Annotated in this window: 22 protein-coding genes; 14 read left to right on the forward strand and 8 right to left on the reverse strand. The window is 65.1% G+C overall.

Going from position 1 to position 25,063, the window contains the following annotated elements; all coding sequences use genetic code 11:
• Window positions 1-6 precede the first annotated feature (6 nt).
• On the reverse strand, window positions 7-873 hold the full coding sequence (locus E1742_RS22100; protein ID WP_134387269.1) for a DeoR/GlpR family DNA-binding transcription regulator: 867 nt from the start codon (window positions 871-873) through the stop codon (window positions 7-9).
• 301 nt (window positions 874-1,174) lie between these two features.
• Between E1742_RS22100 and E1742_RS22105 the strand changes: the two genes are divergently transcribed.
• The 5 genes from E1742_RS22105 (at window position 1,175) to E1742_RS22125 (ending at window position 6,717) form a co-directional block, all read left to right on the forward strand.
• Window positions 1,175-3,319, forward strand: a complete 2,145-nt coding sequence (locus E1742_RS22105; RefSeq protein WP_134387270.1) for a bifunctional rhamnulose-1-phosphate aldolase/short-chain dehydrogenase — start codon at window positions 1,175-1,177, stop codon at window positions 3,317-3,319.
• A gap of 74 nt (window positions 3,320-3,393) precedes the next feature.
• Window positions 3,394-4,686: an L-rhamnose catabolism isomerase gene (gene rhaI, locus E1742_RS22110; RefSeq protein ID WP_134388282.1), complete on the forward strand. Its 1,293-nt coding sequence runs from the start codon at window positions 3,394-3,396 to the stop codon at window positions 4,684-4,686.
• Window positions 4,687-4,784: 98 nt separating this feature from the next.
• On the forward strand, window positions 4,785-6,209 hold the full coding sequence (locus E1742_RS22115) for a glycoside hydrolase family 28 protein (protein ID WP_134387271.1): 1,425 nt from the start codon (window positions 4,785-4,787) through the stop codon (window positions 6,207-6,209).
• On the forward strand, window positions 6,206-6,391 hold the full coding sequence (locus tag E1742_RS22120; RefSeq protein WP_189568670.1) for a hypothetical protein: 186 nt from the start codon (window positions 6,206-6,208) through the stop codon (window positions 6,389-6,391). Before E1742_RS22115 ends, E1742_RS22120 begins: the two co-directional genes overlap by 4 nt.
• Window positions 6,388-6,717: an L-rhamnose mutarotase gene (locus tag E1742_RS22125; RefSeq protein ID WP_206076698.1), complete on the forward strand. Its 330-nt coding sequence runs from the start codon at window positions 6,388-6,390 to the stop codon at window positions 6,715-6,717. Before E1742_RS22120 ends, E1742_RS22125 begins: the two co-directional genes overlap by 4 nt.
• Here E1742_RS22125 and E1742_RS22130 read toward each other — a convergent pair.
• Complete coding sequence (locus E1742_RS22130) at window positions 6,705-7,628, reverse strand: alpha/beta hydrolase (protein WP_134387272.1); 924 nt, start codon at window positions 7,626-7,628, stop codon at window positions 6,705-6,707. The genes E1742_RS22125 and E1742_RS22130 overlap by 13 nt on opposite strands.
• A gap of 101 nt (window positions 7,629-7,729) precedes the next feature.
• Complete coding sequence (locus E1742_RS22135; RefSeq protein ID WP_229466232.1) at window positions 7,730-8,641, reverse strand: hypothetical protein; 912 nt, start codon at window positions 8,639-8,641, stop codon at window positions 7,730-7,732.
• Between the two features lie 543 nt (window positions 8,642-9,184).
• On the opposite strand from E1742_RS22135, the gene E1742_RS22140 reads away from it, so the two are divergent.
• Complete coding sequence (locus tag E1742_RS22140) at window positions 9,185-10,834, forward strand: rhamnogalacturonan acetylesterase (protein WP_134387273.1); 1,650 nt, start codon at window positions 9,185-9,187, stop codon at window positions 10,832-10,834.
• A gap of 9 nt (window positions 10,835-10,843) precedes the next feature.
• Here E1742_RS22140 and E1742_RS22145 read toward each other — a convergent pair whose 3' ends face one another.
• The 5 genes from E1742_RS22145 to E1742_RS22165 all read right to left on the reverse strand — a co-directional run bounded on the left by E1742_RS22145 (window position 10,844) and on the right by E1742_RS22165 (window position 18,483).
• Window positions 10,844-12,736 carry a rhamnogalacturonan lyase gene (locus E1742_RS22145; RefSeq protein WP_134387274.1) on the reverse strand — a complete coding sequence of 631 codons (1,893 nt, stop codon included), beginning with the start codon at window positions 12,734-12,736 and terminating at the stop codon, window positions 10,844-10,846.
• Between the two features lie 10 nt (window positions 12,737-12,746).
• Window positions 12,747-14,165 (reverse strand): glycoside hydrolase family 88/105 protein, encoded by a 1,419-nt coding sequence (locus tag E1742_RS22150; RefSeq protein ID WP_229466234.1) that lies wholly within the window; start codon window positions 14,163-14,165, stop codon window positions 12,747-12,749.
• A 103-nt stretch (window positions 14,166-14,268) separates the two neighbouring features.
• Window positions 14,269-15,231 carry a glycoside hydrolase family 43 protein gene (locus tag E1742_RS22155; protein ID WP_134387275.1) on the reverse strand — a complete coding sequence of 321 codons (963 nt, stop codon included), beginning with the start codon at window positions 15,229-15,231 and terminating at the stop codon, window positions 14,269-14,271.
• Window positions 15,228-16,319: a rhamnogalacturonan acetylesterase gene (locus E1742_RS22160; protein WP_134387276.1), complete on the reverse strand. Its 1,092-nt coding sequence runs from the start codon at window positions 16,317-16,319 to the stop codon at window positions 15,228-15,230. Before E1742_RS22160 ends, E1742_RS22155 begins: the two co-directional genes overlap by 4 nt.
• A gap of 313 nt (window positions 16,320-16,632) precedes the next feature.
• Window positions 16,633-18,483 (reverse strand): rhamnogalacturonan lyase, encoded by a 1,851-nt coding sequence (locus tag E1742_RS22165; RefSeq protein ID WP_134387277.1) that lies wholly within the window; start codon window positions 18,481-18,483, stop codon window positions 16,633-16,635.
• A gap of 145 nt (window positions 18,484-18,628) precedes the next feature.
• On the opposite strand from E1742_RS22165, the gene E1742_RS22170 reads away from it, so the two are divergent.
• From E1742_RS22170 to E1742_RS22200, 8 genes are all read left to right on the forward strand, one after another.
• The gene (locus E1742_RS22170) at window positions 18,629-19,132 is read left to right on the forward strand and encodes a DUF2867 domain-containing protein (protein WP_229466236.1); all 504 of its coding nucleotides are present in this window, start codon (window positions 18,629-18,631) and stop codon (window positions 19,130-19,132) included.
• A gap of 56 nt (window positions 19,133-19,188) precedes the next feature.
• The gene (dusA, locus tag E1742_RS22175) at window positions 19,189-20,199 is read left to right on the forward strand and encodes a tRNA dihydrouridine(20/20a) synthase DusA (protein WP_134387278.1); all 1,011 of its coding nucleotides are present in this window, start codon (window positions 19,189-19,191) and stop codon (window positions 20,197-20,199) included.
• A 603-nt stretch (window positions 20,200-20,802) separates the two neighbouring features.
• On the forward strand, window positions 20,803-22,542 hold the full coding sequence (locus tag E1742_RS22180) for a methyl-accepting chemotaxis protein (RefSeq protein WP_134388286.1): 1,740 nt from the start codon (window positions 20,803-20,805) through the stop codon (window positions 22,540-22,542).
• A gap of 76 nt (window positions 22,543-22,618) precedes the next feature.
• Entirely contained in the window at window positions 22,619-22,951 is a 333-nt protein-coding gene (locus E1742_RS22185; protein ID WP_134387279.1) for an energy transducer TonB, read from the forward strand.
• Between the two features lie 33 nt (window positions 22,952-22,984).
• Window positions 22,985-23,326 carry an energy transducer TonB gene (locus tag E1742_RS22190; RefSeq protein ID WP_134387280.1) on the forward strand — a complete coding sequence of 114 codons (342 nt, stop codon included), beginning with the start codon at window positions 22,985-22,987 and terminating at the stop codon, window positions 23,324-23,326.
• Window positions 23,327-23,476: 150 nt separating this feature from the next.
• Entirely contained in the window at window positions 23,477-24,058 is a 582-nt protein-coding gene (locus E1742_RS22195; protein ID WP_166793535.1) for a hypothetical protein, read from the forward strand.
• Between the two features lie 45 nt (window positions 24,059-24,103).
• On the forward strand, window positions 24,104-24,277 hold the full coding sequence (locus tag E1742_RS26260) for a hypothetical protein (RefSeq protein WP_166793536.1): 174 nt from the start codon (window positions 24,104-24,106) through the stop codon (window positions 24,275-24,277).
• A gap of 290 nt (window positions 24,278-24,567) precedes the next feature.
• Entirely contained in the window at window positions 24,568-24,957 is a 390-nt protein-coding gene (locus tag E1742_RS22200) for a hypothetical protein (protein WP_134387282.1), read from the forward strand.
• Window positions 24,958-25,063: the final 106 nt, after the last annotated feature.

The following is a 25,063-nucleotide window of genomic DNA, read 5'->3' on the forward strand; positions in this document are numbered from 1 at the left end:
AAGGGCTCAATGGGATGTCTCCGTCTGGTAGAGGCTCGGTGCCTGGAATTCGAAGCCATACGGGAAGGACATCGGCGGCTGCGGCGCCGGCACGGCTTCCGGTGCGACGGTGACGACCTTCACGCCGGATTGCTCCAGCAACTGCACGGCCGCGTCGGACGCATACGTATCGGTGATGACGGTGGCAACGCGATCGAGGCCGCACAGGATCAGGCCCGCCTTCTTGGCAAACTTGGAGCTGTCGGCCAGCACGATCAGTTCCTCGGCCTGGCCGATCAGGCGCTTCTCGGCCTGGATCAGCAGCGGGTCGGCCTCCATCAGTCCCAGCAGGGACAGGCCGTAGACGCTCATGAACATCTTGGCTGCGTAGTGGTGCTGCGTGATGTCGTTGTCGAACGGGGAGAGGATCACGTTCTGCTCGCGATAGACCTTGCCGCCGGGGAGAATGATCTCGTTTTCGCTGGAGACCAGCAGCCGCTCGGCCATCAGGAAGGAGTTCGTCAGGATCTTCAGGTGTTTATCGACCAGGAATTCGGCCATCATGAAGGTGGTGGTGCCGCCGTTGATGACAATGGTTTCGCCTTCGTCGCACATGCCGGCAGCGTAGCGGGCAATGGCCCGTTTGCGCTCGGCGAAGCACTGGATATTGTGCTCGAACGTTTCGCTCGTCAGGGCGAAGTTGCGCTTCTTTTGCGCCAGGTTGGCCGCGCCGCCGCGGGTTCGCGTCAACAGATTGCGCGCCGCCAGCCAGCTGATGTCGCGGCGCACGGTGGCGGGGGAAGCGCTGAGCCATTCGACCAGTTGCGGAACACTGGCGTTCTGGTGCTCGGCGAGCAGCTTCAGCAAACGTTTACGGCGCTTGTGATTAACCATTGTCGTCTCCTTTATGTTGATCCTACTTCTCAGGCTTGGCCCGGAGTGGTCTGTTTGTTAACGGTAGAGGCTAAACACTTCAATTTCGGTCGTCAATCACCAACTGCTCAATACCGTGACTATTTGCCCACACCGATGTGAGCGGATGCGTGTTTCGATCATCCTTATGATTAATTCATTCTTGGTCATCCGGTTGAGCGCTTGCGCATTGACACCCCGAGGGCCGCTGTTTTCTACTGACTGCGCTTGCCAGGGAGGCGAACGCCTGGCAAAACAAACGCAAATCAACGACGGAGAACGTATGACGGCATCGCATGAACCAGGACAGGAATCAGGGCAAAGCAGCGCGCACCAACGGCGGCAAAGACAGCCCATCGCATCGTTATGGATTGATGAGAAGGCGGCCGCCATGAGCGAGCCGGAACTGCTGCTGTACCGCTCCAACCTGCTGGGCTCCGACCTGCGCATCACCAATTTCGGCGGCGGCAATACGTCGGCCAAGGTGATGATGGAAGATCCTCTCAGCGGCGAACAGGTCGAGGTGCTGTGGGTGAAAGGCTCCGGCGGAGACCTGGGCAGCATCAGGCTCGATGGCTTCTCGACGCTGTACATGGACAAGCTGCGCGCGCTCAAAGGGCGCTATCGCGGCCTGGCCAACGAAGACGAAATGGTGGCCTACCTGCCGCACTGCACGTTCAACCTGAATCCGCGCGCGGCCAGCATCGATACGCCGCTGCATGCCTACATCGACCGCAAGCACGTCGATCACATGCACCCGGATGCCGTGATCGCGATCGCCGCCTGCGCCAACAGCCGTGCGCTCACCCAGCGCATCTTCGAAGGTGAGCTGGGCTGGCTGCCGTGGCAGCGTCCCGGCTACGACCTGGGCCTGAAGCTGGAGGAGGTATCTCAGGGCCAGCCGAATCTGAAAGGGATCATCCTGGAAGGGCACGGCCTGTTCACCTGGGGCGATACGGCCAGATCGTGCTACGAAAACACGCTGGCGATGATCCAGCGCGCCGAGGAATGGCTGGGCGCGAACGTGAAGCAGCCCGTGTTCGGCGGTGCCGCCGTAACACCGCTGCCCTCGGACGAACGTTCCGCGCTGGCCGCTCGCCTGATGCCCCTGTTGCGGGGGAAGATCGGGAAAACGGAATACAAGCTCGGTCACTTCGACGATTCGGAAGCCGTGCTGGAATTCGTCTGCAGCCGCGATCTGCAGCCGCTGGCGGCGCTGGGCACCTCCTGCCCCGATCACTTCCTGCGCACCAAGATCCGCCCGTACGTGATCGAATTCGATCCTGCCCATCCCGACTTCGACAAGGTCGCGGCCAGCCTGGATGAAGGGCTGGCACGCTACCGCGACGACTACGTGGCCTATTACGAGCGCTGCAAGCACGCCGACAGCCCGGCCGTGCGCGACGCCAATCCGATCATCTACCTGATCCCCGGTGTGGGCATGCTGTCGTTCGCCAAGGACAAGGCCACGGCCCGCATCGCCGGCGAGTTCTACGTCAATGCAATCAACGTGATGCGCGGCGCGAATGGCGTCGACACCTACGTCGGCCTGCCGGAACAGGAAGCGTTCGACATCGAATACTGGCTGCTGGAAGAAGCGAAACTGCAGCGCATGCCGAAGCCGAAAAGCCTGGCCGGGCGCATTGCGCTGGTGACTGGCGGCGCCGGCGGCATTGGCCAGGCCGTGGCACGCCAGCTGCTGGCCGAGGGCGCGTGCGTGATGCTGACCGATATCGACGCCGAGGCGCTCGAGCAGGCGCGGGAAAACCTGGCGAAGGTGGGCGGCAAGGACAGCGTGGCCGGCGTCGTGGCGGACATCACCAGCGAAGAGCATGTCGAGAAAGTGCTGTCGGCCTGTGCGCTGCGCTTCGGCGGCGTCGATCTGCTGATCTCGAATGCCGGCATCGCCTCATCGAGCCCGCTGGAAGACACGACGCTGGACGTCTGGAACCGCAACCAGGACATCCTCGTCAAAGGGTACTTCCTTGCCAGCCGCAGCGCGTTCCGCATGATGAAGCAGCAGGGGCTGGGCGGCAGCATGGTCTTCGTCGCCAGCAAGAACGGTCTGGTGGCGTCGGCCGGCGCGTCGGCCTACTGCACCGCCAAGGCGGCCGAGATTCACCTGGCCCGTTGCATCGCGCTGGAAGGCGCGCCGCACGGCATCCGCGTCAATGTCGTCAATCCGGACGCCGTCATCCGCGGCTCGCGCATCTGGGACGGCAAATGGAAGCAGGAGCGCGCGCAGTCGAACAAGATCGATGCGGACGACGTGGAGAAGTTCTACCGCGAGCGCAGCATGCTGAAGCTGTCCGTGCTGCCCGAGGATATCGCCGAAGCCGTGTATTTCCTCGCCAGCGACAAGGCCGCCAAAAGCACAGGCAATATCCTCAACGTCGATGCCGGCAATGCCGGCGCGTTCACGCGCTAGAATCCAACATATAAAAGGCGGCTGCGGCCGCCGGCAGAACAGGTACTCAAGGAGACATGATGAACGCAGGTGCAATGAATCCCGTGATCGACAGCGGTCGCGTGGCCGAACACAACGCCTCGGTGCAGGCGAACGTCCAGGCGGACTATGAAGCGCTGGGCGGCATGCTGGCGCGGCGCGGCATCGATATCGAACAGATGACGGCGCTGGCGCAAGGCTTCGCCGTTGCGGTGCCCAGCTGGGGCGTCGGCACGGGCGGCACGCGCTTCGCCCGCTTCCCTGGCCGGGGCGAACCGCGCAACGTGTTCGAGAAGATGGAAGACTGCGCCGTGATCCACCAGCTGACGCGTGCCACGCCGGCCGTCTCGCTGCACTTCCCGTGGGACCGCACCGACGATCCGGCCGCGCTGCGTGAAGTCGCCGAAGGCTACGGCCTGGGGTTCGATGCCGTCAACTCGAACACGTTCCAGGACCAGCAGAACCAGGAACAGTCGTACAAATACGGCAGCCTGACGGCGCAAAGCGGCGCCGTGCGTGCCCAGGCGGTGGCGCACAATATCGAATGCATCGAGCTTGGCCGCGCGCTGGGCTCGAAAGCGCTGACGGTGTGGGTGGGCGACGGCGCCAACTTCCCCGGCCAGCACAATCTGCGCGGCGCGCTGGAACGCTACCTGGACAGCATGCGCGACATCTACGGCGCGCTGCCACAGGACTGGCAGCTGTTCATCGAACATAAACTGTTCGAGCCCGCGTTCTACGCGACCACGATCGCCGACTGGGGCACGAGCTTCGCTTGCGCCACCGAGCTGGGGCCGAAAGCGAAATGCCTCGTCGACCTCGGGCACCACGCGCCGAACACCAATATCGAAATGATCGTGGCGCGCCTCGCCCAGTTCGGCAAGCTGGGCGGCTTCCACTTCAACGACAGCAAATACGGCGACGACGACCTGGACTCCGGCAGCATCAACCCGTTCCAGCTGTTCCTCGTCTTTAACGAGCTGGCCGACGCGGCCCAGCGCGATCCGTCGTTCAGTCCCGCCTATATGCTGGACCAGTCGCATAACGTGACGGACCCCATCGAAAGCCTGATGTCCAGCGCCGTGGAAGTGCAACGCGCGTTCGTGCAGGCCGCACTGGTGGACCGCAATGCGCTGCGCGCGCACCAGGAAGGCAACGACGTGCTGCAGGCTGCGCAGACGCTCAAGGCGGCTTACCGCACGGACGTCAGCCCGATCCTGGCAATGGCGCGGCTGCGTGCCGGCGGCGCCGCCGACCCGGTCGGGGCGTATCGCGCCAGTGGCTACCGCACGATGGCGGCCGAGCGGCGCCCGGCGAAGGCGGGTGCTTCCAGCAGCGGCATCGTCTGACGCCGTTCCCATGATGGCCCGTATCGCGCGCGGGCGGGCACCGGCCCGCCTGCCGGCGCTCGGCTGCTTCATGTTGTGCAGGGTGGGGTGACCGCGCAATGAACAAACTACTTGGAGCTGTGCTGGCGCTGCTGCTCATGACAGGCGCCGCGGCGGCAACGGTCAGCGTCGACCGGTTCGGCGCGAAGCCGGACGGCCGGACGCTCAACACCAGGGCGATCCAGGCTGCCATCGACGCGGCGGCAAAGGAGGGCGGCACGGTCGTCTTCCCGGCGGGGACCTATCTGACAGGCTCGATCTTCGTCAAGAGCGGCGTGACGCTGCGTCTCGACAGGGGCGTCACCCTGCTGGGGTCGCAGGACATCCGCGACTATCCTGTCATGCCGACGCGGATCGCCGGCATCGAGATGGCGTGGCCGGCCGCGCTCGTTAACGTCTACCGGCAGCGCAAGGCCGCCATCGAAGGCGAAGGAACGATCGACGGCGACGGCAAGGTGTTCTGGGACAGCTACTGGACTCTGCGTAAAACCTACGAACCGCGCGGCCTGCGCTGGGCCTCGGATTACGACGCCCCGCGTCCGCGCCTGATCCAGGTCTTCGATTCGGCCAACGTCAAGGTAGGCGGCGGCCTGCTATTGCGCCGCTCCGGCTTCTGGACGCTGCACATCTGCTACTCGGCGGATGTGACGGTGGACGGTGTCGTCATTCGCAACAACTCCGACGGCCTGGGACCGTCGACGGACGGCATCGATATCGACTCGTCGAAACGGGTGCTGGTGCAGCACGCGGACATCGACGTCAACGACGACGCGCTGTGCATGAAGGCGGGCCGCGACGCGGACGGACTGCGCGTGGCGCGGCCAACGGAGGACGTCGTCATCCGCGACTCCATCGTGCGCGCGGGCGCGGCCGGCATCACGTTCGGCAGCGAGACGTCCGGGGGCTTCCGCAACATCGAGGCGTACAACATCACGGTGGAAGGGAAGGTCCCGGTGGGCATCCTGTTCAAGTCGGCGCACACGCGCGGCGGCTTCGGCGAGAACCTGCGGCTGCACGACATCACGATGAAGAACGTTGCCGTCGTGCTGCGCATCACGATGAACTGGAACCCCAGCTACAGCTATGCGCGCATTCCTGCCGACGTGCGTGACGTGCCGCCGGTCTGGCGCGTGCTGGCGACGCCTGTGCCGCCCGATCAGGGCAAGGCGCACCTGCACGACGTCACCATCGCCGACATCAAGGCGACGGGCGCCACGCGCGCATTCGAAGTGGATGGCTACCCGGACGTGCCGTTGCAGCGCTTCCGACTCGGTAACCTGGACATCCAGGCGAAAGAGGGCGGCTGGCTGTACGATATCGCCGACTGGCGCGTCGGGGGCGCCAGGCTGGCGCTGGGCGCGCCCATCGAGGTGGAGGACGGCCAGCAGTTGACCGGTTTGCCGCCCGCGAGCGTGGTGGTGCGCCCACGCCGGCCGAAAGAAGATCCTTCGAAGAAGAGCTACGAGGAGCAGGACAAGTCATGAACACGACGACAAGGACGATAAGGGCCGCCGCGTTGGCCGCAACGTTGGTGGGCGGCCGGATGGGCGGCATCCCGCAAACGGGCCCCGAGCCGGCGTACTGCGGGCCTTCTTCCAGCTACAACGATGGCGTCGGCGCGTTCATGCTGGCCGGCGCGGAACTGAAAAGGATGGTAACCGAATGAATGGTGCAGCGATGATCCAGCGCGGTTTCAAGATGCAGCTGAAACCCGGCATGGCGGCGGAGTACAGGCGCCGGCACGACGAACTGTGGCCGGACCTGGCCGAAGCGCTGTCGCAGGCCGGCATCCACGACTATTCCATCTTCCTGGACGAGGAAACGCTGATACTGTTCGCCGTGCTGAAGCTGCGCGAGAACCACTCGGCCGACGCGCTGCCGCAACTGCCGGTGATGCGCCGCTGGTGGGACCACATGGCGGACATCATGGAAGTGGAGCCGGGCAACCGGCCCCGCGAGTGGCCGCTGCAGCCGATGTTCTATTTCGCCTGAGTGGCGCTGGTGGCCGAAGGCGTGAGCAGGCCTCGGCTGCGCAGCCATTCCTCCGCGCGGCGGGGCCACATCGAGGCATTGGCCAGCCCGTCACGCATGCCCATGCCGTGTTCGCCCTGCTCGAACAGGTACATCTCGGCCGGCACGCGCGCCTTCGTCAACGCCTGGTAGAACAGGATGCTGTTTTCCACGGGGACGGAAGCGTCGGCCTGCGTGTGGATCAGCAGTGTCGGCGGCGTGCGCGGCGTGACCTGGCGCTCCACCGACATCAGCTGCACCGCCTCAAGCGTCGGGTTCGCGCCCAACAGTGCTTTGCGCGACCCCGCGTGCACGGCCGGGCCGTCCATCGTGATGACGGGGTACATCAGCATCAGGAAGTCGGGCCGGGCGCTGACCTTGTCGAGGGCATTGCCGGTGCGTCCCAGCGGATGGTCGAACAGCGTGCCGGCACTGGCGGCCAGGTGGCCGCCGGCGGAACTGCCCATCACGCCGATGCGGTCCGGGTCGAGATGGAATTGCGCGGCGCGCGAACGCAGCAGCCGCACGGCGCGCAGCACATCCTGCAGCGGCGCCGGATGGCCGAATTCCTGCATGCGGTACTTCAGCACGAAGGTCGTCACGCCCAGGGTGCTGAGCCAGGTGGCGTACTGGGTGCCTTCGCGGTCGGCCGACTGGCGCACGTAGCCGCCACCCGGAGCGACGATCACGGCCGTGCCGTTGGGGCGGTCGACGGCGGGGCCGACCAGGGTCAGTGCCGGTTCGCTGACGTTGGCAATGCGTCCGTTGTCGTGCCGTTCGGGGCCGATGGCGCGTGCGCCGGGCACGCCTTCCGGCCACAGGGGCAAAACATTCTGCGCCAGCGCGCAGGTGGAGAGTGTGGGCAGCATCAGAGCGAGTGCGAGCTTTTTCATTGATGGCGTGAGTTCGAAGTGTAAGGCATGATCGTGACACTATTGTGCACCGGAGCGGCGCGGTGCCGTCACCGCATGCCGTCGCCCTTGCGCCGATGCGGTCATTTGCGCGCCAGCCAGTCCTCCGGCACCGGCACGACTACGATATTCATCGAGCGCCCGTCCTCGGCCAGCATGGCCGACTGGATCTCGATCCTGGTGCCGTCGGCATTGAAGGTCGGGTGCGGGTGGTCGGCGGCAGTGGTCTTGTGGCCCGTGGTCAGGAGGCGCATCTCGCGCGTGCGGCGGTCGATCAGCCATACGCTGCGTGAAAAATCGTCGCCGACGGCCCAGCGTCCGTCGGCCGAGCCGTGCACGTGCCACAAGCCGCTGCCGGAGGGCGTCTGCCCGGCGATCGTCATCTCGCGCGTGCGCAGGTTGACGATTCCCAGTCCGCTCGGCTTCTCGCGCGTGCCGGCCGGACCCCACGCGGCATCCTGCCCCGGATTGGCGCCGCCGACATCGGTGGCGGCACCGCTGACGGCTATTGCGCCATTCGGGATCGGGCGGTGGCCCATGATGGCGAACGCCACTTCGTCGCGCGTAATGACGGCTTCGTGGGTGACCCACTCGTACGGCGCCTCCGGGTAGAGCGGGCGCAGGCCGCTGCCGTCGGCCTGCACTGTCCACGTGCGCTGCGGCGATTTGCCGCCCGTCTCCCAGCTGAACACGATCTCGCCGGGCTGCCACAGGTTGGCCTGGATATGGCCAACCTGGAACGGCACCGACACCACGTGGCGGATCTCGCCCGTGCGCACGTGCATCCGCGCGATGCCGTTCGGACCGGCGCCCATCTTGCGGGGGCCGCAGTCCGGTTCGATCTTCGTGCCGGCCGCCAGGTGGCGCGCCGCTTCCGTTGCGCCGACCCGGAAGTAGACCCATTCCTCGTCCGCGTCGAGCGCCATGTCGCCGCCCGCATCCAGCGCCGCAGGCGTGGTGCCGCATACCCGCTGGTAGGCGGCGGCGGCTTTCATCCGGCCGGCGGCGCTGTCGGCCCAGCACGGCCGCCAGGTCCACTTCGACCACCTGCAGGCGTCCCGCCGCCGTATCCTGGCGCATGAAGTACAGCTTCATCGACTTGCGGGCCAGGTTCAGCATGCCCGTATAGCCGCCTTGCGTGACCTGGACGATGTCGCCGCTGGCTTCATTGACGGCGAGCGCCTCGTTGCCGGCCAGCTTCGAGCGGAACACGACCCATTTGCCGTCCACCGTCCACTGAGGGTGCGTCGGGTAGATCTTCGAATCACCGTGGGCGCGCGTGGTGAGAAAGGTCAGCGGCGTGCCCGTCACAGGATCGGGAACGACCCTGCGCTCGGAGGGGAAGCGCTGGCCGATATCGGCATAGGCCGCCGTGGCGGACAACAGCACGCAAACAACGGTGCGGGACAGGAGGCGCATGGTGGCAAAGGGGCGAGAGGATCGATGCGCAATTGTGCGTTCGCGCGAGCCGGCCGATTGCTCATCTTCCTGATTCTTTGCAAGCTGCCGGCGACCATGTTCTGCTCTAGAATGGACTCATGGACCGCTACCTGAAGGCGCTCGTCTGCGCCACCCTCCTGTTGATCTTTTGCGGTGCGCGGGCGCAGGCCCTGCCTGCCGCCGTGAACACCGACCCCGCGCGCGCCGCGGTCACGCTGCCGGAGCCGGCCAACCCCGCTTTACCGTCGCTGATCCTGATCGGCGACTCCACCGTGCGTAATGGCCATGACGACGGCCAGGGCAAGGGGGCGGCAGGCCAGTGGGGCTGGGGCCGTCCCCTCGCGGACTACTTCGACCCGGACCGCATCAACGTCGTCAACCGCGCGGTAGGCGGACTGTCCAGCCGTACCTATCTGACCAGCGGTCACTGGCAGCGCACGCTGGCGCTGGTAAAACGGGGCGATGTCGTCGTCATGCAGTTCGGGCATAACGACGCCAGTCCCGTGAACGACGACGGCCGCGCGCGCGGTACCCTGCGCGGTACGGGTGAAGAGACCGCAACGATCGATAATCTGCTGACCGGGCAGCGCGAAACGGTGCATACGTATGGCTGGTACCTGCGCCGCTTCATTGCCGACATCCGCGCCAGGGGAGCCACGCCGGTGATCTGCTCGCCCGTTCCGTTCAAGCGCTGGGATGCCGACGGCAAGGTGCGCCGTGCCGGTGCCGATTACGGCGGCTGGGCGGCCCAGGTGGCGCGGCAGGAGAAGGTTGGCTTCATCGACCTGAACGACCTGGCCGCTGGCCGTTACGACACGATGGGCCGCGCCGCCGTCATTGCGCTGTTCCCGCAGGTGCAGCCTGAAGAGACGGTGCACACTAACCTGGCGGGCGCCCGGTTGAATGCCGAAATCGTCGTGGCGGGCCTGCGTGCACAGGGTGTGCCGCCGCTGGTGGCGGCCCTGAACGAGAAAGGCCGGGCGATTGCGCCAGCCGACGATGCGCGTCCGGTAGTTGAGGCCAACCGTATCGGGCGTCCGGCCGATCCAGCGCTGCCGACGCTCTTCGTCGTTGGCGACTCCACCGTCAAGAGCGGCGCGACAAACGGGATGGTGGGCTGGGGCGAACGCATCGCGCCCTACTTCGACACTGCCAAAGTCAACGTCGTCAATCACGCCATCGGTGGCCGAAGCAGCCGTACGTTTTATACCGAAGGGCGCTGGAACGACGTGCTGGAGCAGATGAAGCCGGGGGACGCGGTGCTGATCCAGTTCGGCCATAACGACGGCGGCCGCATTGGCGACCCTGCCATGAAGAGGCGCGCCTCCGGCCCCGGCACGGGTCCCGAGACGGTGGACGACCCGCGTCCGGACGGCAGCGTGGAACGGGTCCATACCTTTGGCTGGTACATGGCGCGTTACGTGGCCGATGCGAAAGCGAAAGGGGCCACCGTCGTACTGTTGTCGCCCGTGCCGCACCGCGATCGCTGGCTGTCGGAGCGCGATTTCGCCGAGTTCGCCGAATGGGACCGGCGGGTGGCGGCAGCCGGCGGCGCCCTGTTCGGCGACCTGACGCTGGCCGTGACGGAGGGCTATCGTGAAGTGGGGGCGGCGACCGTGGACGGTTTCTTTGCCGACGCCCGCACGCATACCAACGACGCCGGCGCGCGCTTCAATGCCGCAACCGTGGTCGCCGTGCTGAGGACGCTGCCGGGCGATCCGTTCAGGTCATGGCTGAAGGGCCGGTAAGCATCACACCTATTCCGCTGCCGCGGGAGCGCCGATATAGAACGAAGGCCACGGCGGCTGGTTATACGCGGTGTTCTGCCAGGCCACGGCGGCCCGGTACTGCGGATCGTGCATCAACGTCGTGATCCGGTGCGCGGTCGGGATCGACGTCGAGTAAATCCGCAAGCTGTTGTTGTCGGCCGCGCGCCAGACGATCTCCTCGCGCCAGTCGCCGAACAGATCCGCCTGCAGTGCCGGCGTCGCCTTGGTGCCGTTATTGGACGCGGCACCGGCGGCGTCCAGCAGCACCGTCGATTCACCCTTGCGCCAGTCCCATTTGAAGACGCCCGTACCGTCCACCAGTTCGCGCAGCAGGTCGCCGTCCCACCATGCCATGAAGTTGACCTGGCGCGGGTGCACGGGGCCGATGACGTTGCCGCGCACGTCGTACAGATTCGGCGAATTCGACGCCCACGCTTCCGTGCCTGGATACCGGGGATCGATATCGCCGACCACGCCGCGGCCCGTGTCCTTGTCGGCCGCCGTGCGCCACAACACCTCACCCGTGCGCGCATCGACCATCGCTGCGCCCGTGTTGCGCGACATCGTCATGTTTTCATGCACGCCGAATTTCTCCAGGCCGGAGCGGCGCGGGTCGAAGTCGCCAACGTGCATCGTGTCGCCATGGCCCATCCCCATGCTCCACAGCGGCCGGCCATCGTCGTCCAGCGCGATCGAGCCGTAGACGATTTCGTGGCGGCCGTCGCCGTCCACGTCGGCCACGCTGAACTGGTGGTTGCCCTGGCCCGAATAGCCCGGCGGGGCGCCGGGTGCTTCGGAATCGAAGTACCAGCGCCGGGTAAGTTTGCCGTCGCGGAAATCGACGGCGGCAATGGTGGTGCGGGCGTAATAGCCGCGCGCGAAAATGGCGCTGGGCAGCCGTCCGTCCAGCCATGCGGTGCCGGCCAGGAAGCGGTCGGAGCGATTGGCATAGCCGTCGCCCCAGCGGGCCTTCATTTCTTCCTGTGATGGATTGTCGCCATGGGCGCCGCGTGGCGAAGGGTAGGGGATCGTGTCGAGTACGCGGCCGGTTGCGCCCTCGAACACGCTGAGGTATTCCGGCCCCGTCAGGATGCGTCCCGTCAGCCCGGCCATCAGCTTGCCGTCCTCGGTGCGGCGCGCGTCGGTGCGGTCGCCCTGTTCGATCTCGCCGCCATCGGTAACCCATCGTGCGTTCGCGTCGCCAATGACCTGGCCGACGCCATCGCGCGTGCCGTCGGCCGTCTTGACGATCATCTCGGCCTTGCCGTCGCCGTCGAAGTCGGCCACCTGGAACTGGCTGTAGTGGGCGCCGGCGCGGATGTTCGGTCCCAGGGCGATGCGCCACAGCCGCGTGCCGTCGAGCCGATACGCGTCAAACAGCACGATGCCCGTGTGGCCCGCGCAGCAGTTGTCCTGCGCCGCCGTGGGTTCCCATTTCAGGACCATCTCGTACCGGCCGTCGCCATCGAGGTCGCCCACCGAGGCGTCGTTGGCCGTATAGGTATAGGGCTTGCCGTCGGCCGTGGTGCCGCTGGGAGGCCGCTGCAGCGGCACCGTCAGATAGCCGTCGAAGCCGAGTGCCCGGCTGGCGGCACCTTCCTTGCCGCCGCGGACCTCGCGCACCTCATAGCTGCCCGCGCCACCTGTGCTGTCGAGGAGATTGCTGGAGTGGGCGATCGGCGTGGCGTTCAGCCTGCGGCCATCGCGGTAGACATTGAACGCCAGGCCGGCCGGATCGGTCGCCAGCGCGCGCCAGCCGACCAGCGTTCCCGCGCTGCTCTTGACGGCGACAGCGCCGCGGTCGAGCCGCTCCAGCTGCATGGCGGCGTGGACGTCGGCGGCCAACAGCAGCGCGGCGGCCGCAAGTATGGTGCGTTGCATACGTCTCTCCTCAGCGCTGGCCCTGGTACATGAAACCGCTGTCGTTCAGCCCGAAGCGGTATCGCCGGTTCATCTCGATGACTTCCGCGCCTGCCAGCAGCACGGGACCGTAGCCGTGCGCGGCGCGCACGCTGACGGGCCGGTAATAATAGAACGCGGGATCGAACGCCATGCCCGTGCCGACGCAGATGCCTTCGATCTCGCCTTTCGCATTGACCTTGCCGGCGACGGCGTTCCATGCCAGGTTGATCATCGGGCCGTACATTTCCTTGTCCAGGTAACCCCGGTTGACGGCGCGCGCCAGCGCATAAGCGTAGATCGCGCTGGCCGACGTTTCCAGGTACGAGTCGGGCCGGTCGATCAGCTGGTGCCACAGGCCGTCCTTGTCCTGGAAGCTGGCCAGGCCGCGCGCGTGCGCGCGCAGCTGCGCTTCCACCGCCTGGTAGCCCTTGTGGCTCTTCGGCAGCACCTCCAGCACTTCGACCATCGCCATGATGGCCCAGCCGTTGGCGCGGGCCCAGTGCATCTCCGGGTGATCCTTCATGCCTTCCACATAGCCGTGCATGTAGATGCCCAGCTTCGGATTGAACATCCGTTTCGAGAACTGCAGCACCTGGTTGACGGCGTCGTCATAGTGCTTTGCGTTGCCGGTATGCTTGCCCATCAGGGCGATGGTCGGCACGCCCATGAACATGTCGTCCAGCCACAGGGTGTCGGGCAGGGGCCGCATCTTGACGCCGCCCTTCCCATCGGGTCCGCCGCGCGCCAGCGTGCCATCCTTCAGCCGGTATTCCTTCTGCGTGACGAAGGAGCCGCAGACGTCCACCATCTGGCTATAGTCGACCCCGACCCCCAGGTTCTCCGCCTTCAGGAAGCTCATGCAAAGCGCGCCCGCGTCGTCCAGCGCATGCGGGTTGAGGAAGCTCTTGATCGGCGCCTGCGCATTGGCCGGATCAGCTTTCACGGCGGGCAGGTACAGGCGCGTGAGCTCTGCCAGCAGCCGATGCCGGCGCACGGTGTAATCGGTGTAGCGCGCGTCGCCGGTGGCGGCGCCGGCGGCCAGCATGCCGGCGTAGGTGACGCCCCATTCATAGCTGGTCAGGCGGAAGTCGCCGGGCTTCAGCACGGCGTCGGGATCGGCCTTGTCCAGCCTTGCGATGGGTGTGCCATTCGTCTTGCTGACCAGTTGCGCCGGCGTGCTGGCATCCAGGTAGGCGAAGACGCGATCCAGCACGGCCTTGACCTCGGTGGCATCCATGGCGCGATAGGGGTTGTCGTAATTGACGGCCAGCGCATGCAGCATCGCGTCTTTCGGGGCCGGGCCCTTCTCCTGCGGTGGCGGGGCTTCCTGCGCGCCCGCGTGGAAGGTAAGGGCGGACAGGGCAGCCAGGCAGGCGAGCAGCGGCTTTTTCAACTGGGTGTTCGGCACTTGAAATCATCTCCACGGGTTGGTAGCGGCCGCGTGTGCGGGCCGAAACCACAGTAGCCGATCTCCTTGCGCTCTGCAATGCGATGCGCGCGCCGCCCGCATATCACTCGCCTAGTTGATCGGATCGCGCTTTGCGCAGGGCTTCCAACAGCGCGGGCGGCACGGCGAACACGGTGCCGTGGCGCATACGCTGGGGCGTGCCTTCGTCCGGGATGTGCATCCGCTCCGACACGTCTTCCCATGTGCGCAGGTCGCGCGAGCGCAGCGCGCCGTAACGCTTGCCGATGTAGGCGTCGTAGTAGACGATGACGTCGCCGGCGGCTTCGATGGCCGTTGGGCCTTCGACCCACTGGCCGGGCAGCGTAATCGGCACGCTCAAGGCGCCGAACGGCCCGCGCAGGTCGGGCGCCTCGGCCACTTGCAGGTATTTGCGCGGCGGATTGCGCGTTTCGTCCTTGACGAGCAGCCAGGATTTGCCGCGCGCCCGCAGAAACGTGGCGTCGATGACGGAGAAACCAGGGTCATAGAACAGCTGCGTGGGGCTGAACTGGTGGAAGTCCTTCGTCGTTGTGAAGTAGATGCGGTGGTTGTATCGTTCCTCCGACGAACCGGCAGTTGCGGCGAACTTGCCCGGCACCGTGGAAGCCCAGAAGATCAGGAACTCGGCGCGCGCTTCGTCATAAGCGATCTCCGGCGCCCATGTGTTCAGGACGTCCGGCTCGTGCGCCATTACAGGCAGTTCCCGCTGCGCCGACCAGTGCACAAGGTCGCGCGAGGATGCATAGCCAATATTGTTTTCATTCCAGCCGGACGTCCAGACCATGTGATACGTGCCGTCCGGCCCGCGCACGATGCACGGGTCGCGCATCAGCTTTGCCTTGCCCACTCGTGGCTTCAGAAAGCTGCGGCCGTCCCCCAGTTTGTCCCAATGGTAGGCGTCCGTGCTGCCGGCCAGGTGCAGGCCGTCCTCGCCGTTTTTCGTGAAGTAGGCGAAGATCCACGCATCCGCCGCGCAGCAGGAGCCGCAGAATAGCGCCAGCGCCGCACCGACGAGTGTGCGCGTCACCGGTTGCTCTCGTCGCCCAGCGGGCGCTCGTTGTCGTAGCGCGGACTGGCCGGCACCTTGAACGCGGCGACGGGGTCGGGCCGCGCAGGGTCGAACGCAAAGCCGTCGACGACGTGTTCGGCCACGGTGATGCCGGCGCTGCGCAAGCCGGCGACCACGGCCTTGGCCAGCTCGTAGCTGCCGTAGTTGTTGTGGTGCGTGTTGTCGATCTTCCCTGGTGCGGGCTGTGCGAACGCCGCCTTCGACTGTTCCGGGCCAAGTGCCTCGTAGAACGGACGGCTCATTGCGTTCAGGTCGATGAAAGGTGTACGCAGCTCGCGCGCCGACTGCGCTGCGGCCTGTGCGTAGTCCGCCAGCGAACCGACGACTTTGCCGTTGGGCTCGAACGCGCGCCGCTCCATCGGCGACACGATGACGGGAATGCCGCCCCGCGCACGGATTGCTTCGACGTGCGTCCTGATCTCCGTCTTGTACGTCGTGAACGGGCCGCCGTTGCCCTGCGCGATCTGCTTCTGGTCGTTGTGCCCGAACTGCATCAGCACCGTGTCGCCCGGCCGGATGATGCTCACGATCTTGTCGAGCCGGCGCCGTGCCAGCGAGTCGCGGTAGGTTTCGCCCGATTCGCCGTGGTTGGCGACGGCGACGGTGGGTTTGAAGAAGCGCGGCAGCATCTGGCCCCAGCTGGCATAAGGCTCGCCCGGCTGGTCGCAGACGGTGGAGTCGCCCAGCAGGAACAAGGTGGACACGTGCGCGGGCCGGATCTCGATGGTGCGCACGGGACCGTGCACTTCGAGCGTGAGGCGCCCGTCCCAGTTCCACGCTTCCTGCACCGTTTCGCGCGGCGCCTTCAGGTCCACCGCACCCGCAGCGATCCCGTTGCCACAGTCGATGCGCGGCGTGCGCGTATTGACGATGAACGTGCGCGTGACCATTGCGCCGGCGGCGGCCGGGACGTTTTCCAGCATCAGCCGGCGCAGCTCCGCCTTGACCGTTGTGGTGGACGGCTTTAACGCGTCGCCAAACCTCACCGTGACGGCATGATTGCCTTCCGGGACAGCGACGGAGAAGAAAAATGGTTTCGCACCCATCTCGGGGAGTGCTGGCTTTCCCCGGCGGTTGGCTGCGCCGGGGTGCCGGGCTCGAAACCGAAACCGGTCTTGTCGTTGTAGGTCGTATCGGGGTGGATCGCGGTGTGGCCTGGCGGGGGCGTGGCGGTGAAGGCGAAGCGCCACGTGTCTTGTCTGGCCGCGTTGGCTGCACTGGTACCTGCGAGGGCGGGCAGGATGGTTGCGAGGTGGAGAAAGGCTGAGAACTTCATCTGGTCATCGTGTGCGGTGGCTGCTGGCTTGACGTCGGAGACAGGCATCGAACAACGACGCCTGTCCCGAATTTGCCCAATGCTTAACGGGGGCGGATCGGTGCCGGCACCACCGGCTTCATGCCTTCGCCGAGGTAAAAACTCGGGTGCGGCGGCTGGTTGTAGCCGGCGTTCTGGCCTGCCACCTGCACGCGGTACTGCGGATCGTGCATCAGTGTCGGGATGCGGTATGGCGTCGGTGCAGTCGTGGAAAACACCAGCAGCGCCGTATTGTCGGCCGTGCGCCACACGACTTCCTCGCGCCAGTCGCCCAGGATGTCGGCCGACAGCACGGGAGTCGCCTTGGTACCGTTGTTCGACGCCGCGTTGGCCGTGGCGCCTTCCAGGATGCGCGTGAAGCCGGTGGTGGCCGGGTCCCATTTATCGATGCCGGTTCCGTCCAGCGATTCGCGCAGCGGGTCGCCATCCCACCAGAAGGCGAAGTTCATCCGGTTCGGCCGGGTAGCGGAGATCTGCTGCCCGCTTGCGCTCATCAGGCCACCGACGGAGGCCCAGCATTCTTCGCCGGGATACGCCGGGTCGATGTCCATGCAGACGCCGCGGCCCACGTCGCGCCCATTGCCCGGCACGCTCCACAGGATTTTGCCCGTGGCCGCATCGTGCATCTCGGCGCCCGATACACCGTAGCAGCTCGGGCTTTCGTGCACCATGAAGATCTGCTGGCCGTCGCGTGCCGGATCGAGCTTGCCGACGTGGAGCGCATCGCCGTGGCACAGGTTGGTGCTGTACAGCAGATGGCCGTCGCTGCCGATGGTGGCCGCGCCGTAGACGATGTCGTCGCGGCCGTCGCTGTCCACGTCCGCGACGGAGAACCAGTGCGCGCCCTGGCCGCGCGCTTCGGCGCCTTCGACGTTGGTATCGAAGACCCAGCGGCTGCTCAAGACGCCGTCGCGCCAGTCCCATGCCGCCACGACGGCGCGCGTATAGTAGCCACGGGCGAAGATGGCGCTGGGCCGCGAGCCGTCCAGATAAGCGACGCCGCCGAGGAAGCGGTCGACGCGGTTGCCGTAGTTGTCGCCCCACGAGCCCACGGTACCGCGCGCCGGCAGGTAGCCCGCGGTCGCCAGCGCCTTGCCGGTGCGGCCGTCGAACACCGTCATGAACTCGGGGCCGTCGAGGACGTAGCCGGCCGGGTTGCGGTAGTCCGCCGCCGGGTCGCCGATGACGGTGCCGCGGCCATCGACCGTGCCGTCGGCCGTCTTCAGCATGACTTCGGCGCGGCCGTTGCCGTCGAAGTCGTAGGCGACGAACGTCGTGTAGTGCGCCCCGGCGCGGATATTGCGACCCAGGTCGATGCGCCACAGCCGCCTGCCATCGAGTTCGTAGGCGTCGATATAGGTATTGCCCGTGTAGCCGGACTGCGAATTGTCCTTGGCGTTGGTGGGCTGCCACTTGACGATCAATTCGTACTGGCCGTCGCCATCGAGATCGGCCGCCGAACCGTCATTGAGTTCATAGGTGTACGCCACGCCATCGGGCGTGACGCCGCCGGCCGGCTGCTGCACGGGCACGCGCAGGGCCTGGCCATTCCACGGGGCGGCCGCGTAATCCTTGTCCTGCTCCACGCCCTTGACGACGTCGCGCACCATGTACCGGGATATCGGCGTGCCGGACGCATCGACGACATTGCCCGCTTCCAGCGGCGCCGCATTCACCTTGATGCCGTCGCGGTACAGGTTGAAGCGGGTGTCTGCCGCGTCGGTTCCAAGCACGCGCCAGCCGACGAAGTTGCCGCTGCCGGTGGCAATGGCGAGCACGCCGCGATCGAGTTTTTCGACCTGTTTGGCCGGGTCCGCATAGGCGGACTGCGTGAATGCGAACAGCAGGGCAATGGGCGCCAGGCGTGCGGCGGAACGGGCGGAGAAACGGGTCATGGGCGTCACCGGTCGTCGGATGAGGGATGGGCTTCGTGCAGCGATGGCAAACGAGTATCGGCAGTCGTCCCGGCAGTGTCAACGGCGCGGCCGCATGTAATCACGACGATGAGCAAGGACGGTGCAAGACGTGTAAGCTTGGGCCATGAGCGCAACCACCCACATCGCCGAAATCGCCGTCCCCGCCGCAAGCCGGCTGCATGCGCGCCTGCCGGGGGCCCACTTCCACGACTGCTATCGCATGGCGCTGCCGGACGGGCGTCCTGTGCTGGCGCTGTTCCTGGATGCGGTGGCGCGCACGCCGCCCTGGGTCAACCGTCTGATGGCGCTGCGTAACGCCGTCGTCGCGCCGCTGGGCCTGAAGAACCTGGGAGGGCTGAACAACGTCGATCCGGCCAAGCCGGTGGACGCGTATCGGCCGGGCGACCGGGTCGGCATCTTCACGCTGCTGCACGTGTCGGACGACGAGGTGGTCCTCGGCGACGCGGACCGCCACCTGGACGTGCAGGTCTCGCTGTGCCGTCTCGACGACGGCCTGGCCGTGTCGACCGTGGTGCATGTGCATCGCCTGCTGGGGCATCTGTACATGCTGCCGGTGGCGCCGCTGCACCGGCGTATCGTGCCGGCCGTCATGCGGCGCATGGGCTGAGCGACGGCCGCGGACGGCCTGTATAATGTGCGGCCCCGCATTCCAGCTCCTTCGCCATGATCCCCACCAACAGCCCAACCGTCTCTGCCACGCCGCGTGGCCGCCGCTTGTCCGTCGCCCCGATGATGGACTGGACCGACCGCCACTGCCGCCTGTTCCACCGCCAGATCACGAAGCACACGTGGCTGTACACGGAGATGGTGACAACGGGCGCGCTGGTGTATGGCGACGTGGAACGGCACTTGCGCTTCAACGACGAGGAACATCCCGTCGCGCTGCAGCTGGGCGGCAGCGATCCGCATGACCTGGCCGTGAGCGCGAAGCTGGGCGAGAAGTGGGGCTATGACGAAATCAACCTCAATTGCGGCTGCCCGTCCGAGCGCGTGCAGAAGGGGGCGTTCGGCGCCTGCCTGATGGCCGAGCCGGAGCTGGTGCGCGACTGCGTCAAGGCGATGCGCGATGCCGTCAGCATCGACGTCACCGTCAAGCACCGCATCGGCATCAACGAGACGGAAAGCTATGACTTCGTGCGCGACTTCGTCGGCACGGTGGCCGATGCCGGCTGCACGACGTTCGTCGTCCATGCCCGCAACGCGATCCTGAAAGGGCTGTCGCCGAAGGAAAACCGCGAGATCCCGCCGCTGAAGTACGAATATGCCTATCGCCTCAAGCGCGACTTTCCCCAGTTCGAGATCCTGATCAACGGCGGCATCAGGACGGAGGCGGAGATCGACGAGCACCTGAAACACGTCGATGGCGTCATGCTGGGCCGCGAGGCGTATCACAACCCCTACCTGATGGCGACGTTCGACCAGCGGTACTACGGCGACGACGCGCCCGTCAAATCGCGCGAGGAAGTCCTGCACGCGATGATGCCGTACATTGCCGCGCAGCTGGCGAAGGAGGGCGGCCGCGGCCTGAAACTGAACACCATCACGCGCCACATGCTGGGCCTGATGCAGGGGCTGCCGGGCGCGAAGAACTTCCGCCAGACCCTGTCCGACTCGAAAAAGCTGGCGGGCGGCGATCCCGCGCTGCTGCTCGAAGCCATCCCCCGCTTCCGCTGACGCAGCAGGCTGTCCGACTTCTGACAACGGCCTGCCACCAAGTCTCCCACAGCTCTTCCAGCTGAGTCCGAGACAGTTTTCGTGCCTGACCCCGATGCTGTCACAGACAACGTCGGGCCAGCCACCAAGTCTTCTACCGCTCTTCCTGAGTCCGTGACAGTTTTTGTGCCTGACCCCGGGGCTGTCACGGGCTGAGTCGCGCGACTGCCGCGCTACCGCGCACCGTTCCCAAACCCATCATCGTGCCGCATCAGGACGCGGGCAACGCGACCTTCTCATGCGCAATCGTTTGCGTGTCTCTTTTTCCCCAAACAAATTTGGCTTGCGTAGTTTTTGGGCAAGTTATGCTTGCCCGCTGGCAATGTGGGCAACTATAATTTCTTGGAAGACACACGAATGTGATGAAAAAATGTGTCAAAAAGGGACGAAAAAACGACAGCAGTCTTTCGTTTTGGCGGCCTTGTTTTGCATTCGCAGTCAATGTTTGTTACTGTAATTACTTGCGTTACAGCAAGGATCAGTGAGCGATATCAATAATATACGTTCCTGGGCAATCATAACAATCGTCATTTTTAACGAAGAGCCGAAATGAATTTGAGCAAAATGAAAGTAGGGACCCGCCTGGGTCTCGGGTTCGCACTGGTACTGCTGTTCCTGATCGCAGTCACGGTAGTGGGCATCTTCCGCATGGCGCAGATTCAGGACCGGCTCGATCACGTGGTCAGCGTGAATAACGTCGTGACGCGCCTGGTCGTCGATATGCGTCATAACGTCTCCGACCGCGTCGGCTCGCTGCGCGTGTTGACGCTGATGTCGGACCCGGCCGATATGGAACCGGAATTCGCGCGTCTGAAAGAGCAGACCGCGAAATATGAAGCGGCACTGAAAAAGCTGGAAGCGCAATTCGCCGTGGAAGCGGCGCCGGAAGAAAAGAAGCTGCTGGCGCAGATCAAGGAATACGAAGCCCTGGCAATGCCTGCCATCGAGCGCGCTTCCGCGCTGTGGCTGGCCAATGACGCGATGGGCGCAACCAGAATCCTGATCAAGGAAATCCGCCCCGCCCAGAACAAATGGATGGGCGCACTGGATCAGCTGGGCGCATTCGAGGACAAACTGAATAACCAGGTCAAGATCGACGCGGCGGAAGGTTTCAGCAGCGCCCGTACGTTCATGATCGGCCTGGGCGTGATGGCCGTGCTCATTTCGCTGTCCGCCGCTTACGCCATTACCCGCGGCCTGCTCAAGCAGCTGGGCGGCGAGCCGGAATACACCGCATCGATCGCCGGCAGCATCGCCAATGGCGACCTGTCGATCGATATCGATACCTCGTCCACGGACAAGGGCAGCCTGCTGGTGGAAATGAAGGAAATGCGCGACAGCCTGGTGGGCATCGTCGGGCAGGTGCGCGTCGGTACCGAAACGATCGGCACCGCGTCCCGCGAAATCGCCGCCGGTAATATCGACCTGTCGTCCCGTACCGAAATGCAGGCATCGTCGCTGGAGAAGACCGCTTCCGCGATGGAAGAACTGACGTCGACCGTCAAGCAGAATGCCAACAATGCCCGTGAAGCCAATCAGCTGGCTGCCAGCGCCTCCGACGTGGCCCGCAAGGGTGGCGCCGTGGTGTCGCAGGTGGTTGACACGATGAGCTCGATCAACGAGTCCGCCAACAAGATCGTCGACATTATCGGCGTGATCGACGGCATCGCCTTCCAGACCAACATCCTGGCCCTGAACGCCGCCGTCGAAGCGGCCCGTGCCGGGGAACAGGGCCGCGGCTTCGCTGTCGTGGCATCGGAAGTGCGTAACCTGGCCCAGCGTTCGGCCGGCGCCGCCAAGGAAATCAAGGCCCTGATCGGCGACTCCGTCGAGAAGGTCGAGCGTGGCTCGAAGCTGGTCGGCCAGGCCGGTGTGACGATGGACGAAGTGGTGGACTCGGTCCGCCGCGTAACCGACATCATGGGCGAGATCGCCAACGCCAGCCAGGAACAAAGCGCCGGCATCGAGCAGGTCAACCAGTCGATCATCGAGATGGACAGCATGACGCAGCAGAACGCCGCGCTGGTCGAAGAAGCCGCCGCCGCCGCGCAGAGCCTGCAGGACCAGGCGTCCGAACTGGCCCGCGTCGTCAGCATCTTCAAGCTGGAAGCGGGCGAAGAACGCGCAGTCCAGGCCGCTACCGCCGCGACCGTCAAGCAGATCCCCGTGGTCAAGCCGGCCATTCCGGCGGTCCGTACCCCGGCGCCTCGCAAGGCCGTCGCAGCGCCTGTGGCGGCCGCGCCGAAGCCGAAGAAGGTCGTTGCGACCGCTTCGTCCGGTGCGGACGAGTGGGAAGAATTCTAAGGACCGTGGGCTGCGCACGGCGCGGCCCGCGGTGGCACACCCGGATTACAAGCTCTTGAATACAGCGGAAATAAAAATGAACAAGCGTTTCATCGGTTTTATCGCAGCAACCCTCGTCTCCGGCGCAGCGTTTGGCGTCGAAGTCCCAGCCTCCGTGGATGCCCGCAAATGCAAGGCGGACTATCCAAAAGCCTCCCTGTTGAATGAGGAGCAAGGCGCCGTCACGATGGCGTTCCTCGTTTCGCCGGGTGGCGACGTGCTGGATTCGAAGGTCGAAAAATCGAGCGGCTACAAGAACCTGGACAAGGCAGCACTGAAAGCGCTGACCTCGTGCAAGTTCAAGCCGGGCACCAGGGACGGTGCCGTAGCGCAGACCTGGACGAAGGTCGACTACGTTTGGTCGCTGTAATTCATCGATTGATACACTAAGGGGAATAAAAACATGTTCACGAATAAGCTGAAGTTCAGTGTGGTGGCTGCGGTGCTGGTGTCGGGCGCGGCGTTTGGCGCGGAAGTGCCGGCATCGTTCGATGCGAAAAACTGCAAGGCCGAATATCCGAAGGCTTCGCTGATGAATGAAGAGCAGGGCACCGTATCGATGTCGTTCCTGGTCTCGGCCGGCGGCGACGTGAAGGATTCCAAGGTCGAGAAATCGAGCGGCTTCAAGAATCTGGACAAGGCTGCCATCAAATCGCTGTCCGCCTGCAAATTCAAGCCAGGCTCGAAGGACGGCGCGCCGGCGGAAACGTGGACCAAGGTCGACTACGCATGGAAACTGGACTGACCCAGTCGCTGCGCACAGCGGTATCGCGCATTTCAGGAGACCGGCTTCGAGAAGCCGGTTTTTTTACGCCCGTCGCCACTCGGTCAGCCGCGCTGTTGGAGCCTGCGCACATCTGTTAATCTGGCGGGGTCGCTTGCATCGTTCCCAGTCATGAAATATCCGTATCCACCAAAGCTGTCGCTCCTCCTCCTGACCGCCGCGATGCTGTCCGGTTGCAGCATGATGCGCAATCCCCACGATCCGGCACGCAACAAGGAAACCGTCAACGTCATCAACGCGATGACGTGGACCAATCCGATGTCCGGCAAGCGCGACGGCATTCGCACGGGCTGGCCGCTGGCACAGCTGGCCAATCACGAGGAAATCTTTCCTCTGGCGCAGATCAAGCATTGCGACAATGCGGCGATGCCGTGCAAGTGGGGCGTGCTGAGCGCGGCGCGCAGCATCACCCGTTACGAATACATCGCGGGCGGGGTGACGCTGGACGTGGGCTTCTCGGTCGACGTGCACCGGCGCCAGCAGGACCGGCGGCGCAACTTCCACACGTCGATGGCGATCCCGGGCGACGTGCCCGCGCTGTCCTATCAGAAGAAGGACAAGGAAGGCATCGTGCTGCCGTATGGCCGCGTATACCGCGTCGAGATGGAATACGGCATCCGGTACGAGATTTGCGCCCAGCGTGTCGATGCGGCCGGGCGTGCGCTCGATAAGTGCGATATCCCGTATATTTAATTCGCAGGGAGACGTGGGTCTCTTTGAGCGAACGGGAGAGTTCAGATGGCGCAATCGAAATCGTCGGGCAGTCAGAACAAGCAGTCGGCAACCCAGGCTGACGTGGAAGCGACGCCTTCCAAGAAGAAAGCCAAGAGCGGCAAGGAAGCTGCAAGCCATACCAAGGCGGGCAGCGACAAGGGCGCTGGCGGCGGCAAGAAGCAGGCCCGCGGGCACTGATCGGCAACGCCGAAGGTCGGGAAGAGGGGCGGCGCGATGCCGCAACGATGGCGCGCCGGTCAGTTCCGGCTCGCTGTCATGGTACGGCTCGCTGTCGTGGTACGGCTCGCTGTCGTCGTGCGGCCCCTGTTGTGTCCCCTTCCTGCTCCTTCCCCGGTCGGTTCCGAGTCCTGAACGGCATGCTTCAGTTTGCCAGAGTGCGCATGTTGTTTCGCGCTGTAACCGTGTGTAAATCCCCGGCAGGCACACGCGATATTCCTTATCATGTCTGATCGGGAAGGAGATCTGCGATGAAAACCCTGTTATTGACGTTGCCTGTTGTACTTGCACTGGCCGGCTGTGCCGTGCCAGGTCCATACTACACCGCTCAACCTGTCGATCCCTATCAGTGGCGCACCGTATCGGTAACGCCAGTGCCCGTCGGCACGGGCGCCTCGGCCGGCAGCAACTACACATCGGAACCGGTGACCACAACGACCTACGTGCAGCGCCCGATCTATGTGCCGACGCCCGTCTATGCACCGGCGCCGGTGTATGCGCCGGCACCTGTATATGCGGCCCCGCCAGCCTATTACTGGCCGCCGGTGTCAATCGGGTTGGATTTTATGTTCAGCAATCACCGCCATCGCGGTTGGGGCGGACGCGGCTGGGGCGGAGGGCGCGGCTGGGGCCGCCGCTGACAATGAGACGCGTCAGCCCCGGCGCGACGTCAGTGCAGCAGGAAGAATGTCCCGTGCGTCAGCATGTCAGCCGAGCACAGCAGATAGGTCGACGTAGCGACGAATC

The sequence above is a fragment of the Pseudoduganella plicata genome, assembly GCF_004421005.1.
GTDB lineage: Bacteria > Pseudomonadota > Gammaproteobacteria > Burkholderiales > Burkholderiaceae_D > Rugamonas > Rugamonas plicata.

Excerpts from the sequence above, each read along its gene's own strand:
- E1742_RS22140 (WP_134387273.1), top strand. The coding sequence starts at position 9,185 with ATGGACCGCTACCTGAAGGCGCTCGTCTGCGCCACCCTCCTGTTGATC.
- E1742_RS22120 (WP_189568670.1), top strand. The coding sequence starts at position 6,206 with ATGAACACGACGACAAGGACGATAAGGGCCGCCGCGTTGGCCGCAACG.
- E1742_RS26260 (WP_166793536.1), top strand. The coding sequence starts at position 24,104 with ATGGCGCAATCGAAATCGTCGGGCAGTCAGAACAAGCAGTCGGCAACC.
- E1742_RS22160 (WP_134387276.1), bottom strand. The coding sequence starts at position 16,319 with ATGGGTGCGAAACCATTTTTCTTCTCCGTCGCTGTCCCGGAAGGCAAT.
- dusA (WP_134387278.1), top strand. The coding sequence starts at position 19,189 with ATGATCCCCACCAACAGCCCAACCGTCTCTGCCACGCCGCGTGGCCGC.
- E1742_RS22190 (WP_134387280.1), top strand. The coding sequence starts at position 22,985 with ATGTTCACGAATAAGCTGAAGTTCAGTGTGGTGGCTGCGGTGCTGGTG.
- E1742_RS22115 (WP_134387271.1), top strand. The coding sequence starts at position 4,785 with ATGAACAAACTACTTGGAGCTGTGCTGGCGCTGCTGCTCATGACAGGC.
- E1742_RS22105 (WP_134387270.1), top strand. The coding sequence starts at position 1,175 with ATGACGGCATCGCATGAACCAGGACAGGAATCAGGGCAAAGCAGCGCG.
- E1742_RS22130 (WP_134387272.1), bottom strand. The coding sequence starts at position 7,628 with ATGAAAAAGCTCGCACTCGCTCTGATGCTGCCCACACTCTCCACCTGC.
- E1742_RS22125 (WP_206076698.1), top strand. The coding sequence starts at position 6,388 with ATGAATGGTGCAGCGATGATCCAGCGCGGTTTCAAGATGCAGCTGAAA.
- rhaI (WP_134388282.1), top strand. The coding sequence starts at position 3,394 with ATGAATCCCGTGATCGACAGCGGTCGCGTGGCCGAACACAACGCCTCG.
- E1742_RS22165 (WP_134387277.1), bottom strand. The coding sequence starts at position 18,483 with ATGACCCGTTTCTCCGCCCGTTCCGCCGCACGCCTGGCGCCCATTGCC.
- E1742_RS22135 (WP_229466232.1), bottom strand. The coding sequence starts at position 8,641 with ATGAAAGCCGCCGCCGCCTACCAGCGGGTATGCGGCACCACGCCTGCG.
- E1742_RS22170 (WP_229466236.1), top strand. The coding sequence starts at position 18,629 with ATGAGCGCAACCACCCACATCGCCGAAATCGCCGTCCCCGCCGCAAGC.
- E1742_RS22195 (WP_166793535.1), top strand. The coding sequence starts at position 23,477 with ATGAAATATCCGTATCCACCAAAGCTGTCGCTCCTCCTCCTGACCGCC.
- E1742_RS22100 (WP_134387269.1), bottom strand. The coding sequence starts at position 873 with ATGGTTAATCACAAGCGCCGTAAACGTTTGCTGAAGCTGCTCGCCGAG.
- E1742_RS22145 (WP_134387274.1), bottom strand. The coding sequence starts at position 12,736 with ATGCAACGCACCATACTTGCGGCCGCCGCGCTGCTGTTGGCCGCCGAC.
- E1742_RS22185 (WP_134387279.1), top strand. The coding sequence starts at position 22,619 with ATGAACAAGCGTTTCATCGGTTTTATCGCAGCAACCCTCGTCTCCGGC.
- E1742_RS22200 (WP_134387282.1), top strand. The coding sequence starts at position 24,568 with ATGAAAACCCTGTTATTGACGTTGCCTGTTGTACTTGCACTGGCCGGC.
- E1742_RS22180 (WP_134388286.1), top strand. The coding sequence starts at position 20,803 with ATGAAAGTAGGGACCCGCCTGGGTCTCGGGTTCGCACTGGTACTGCTG.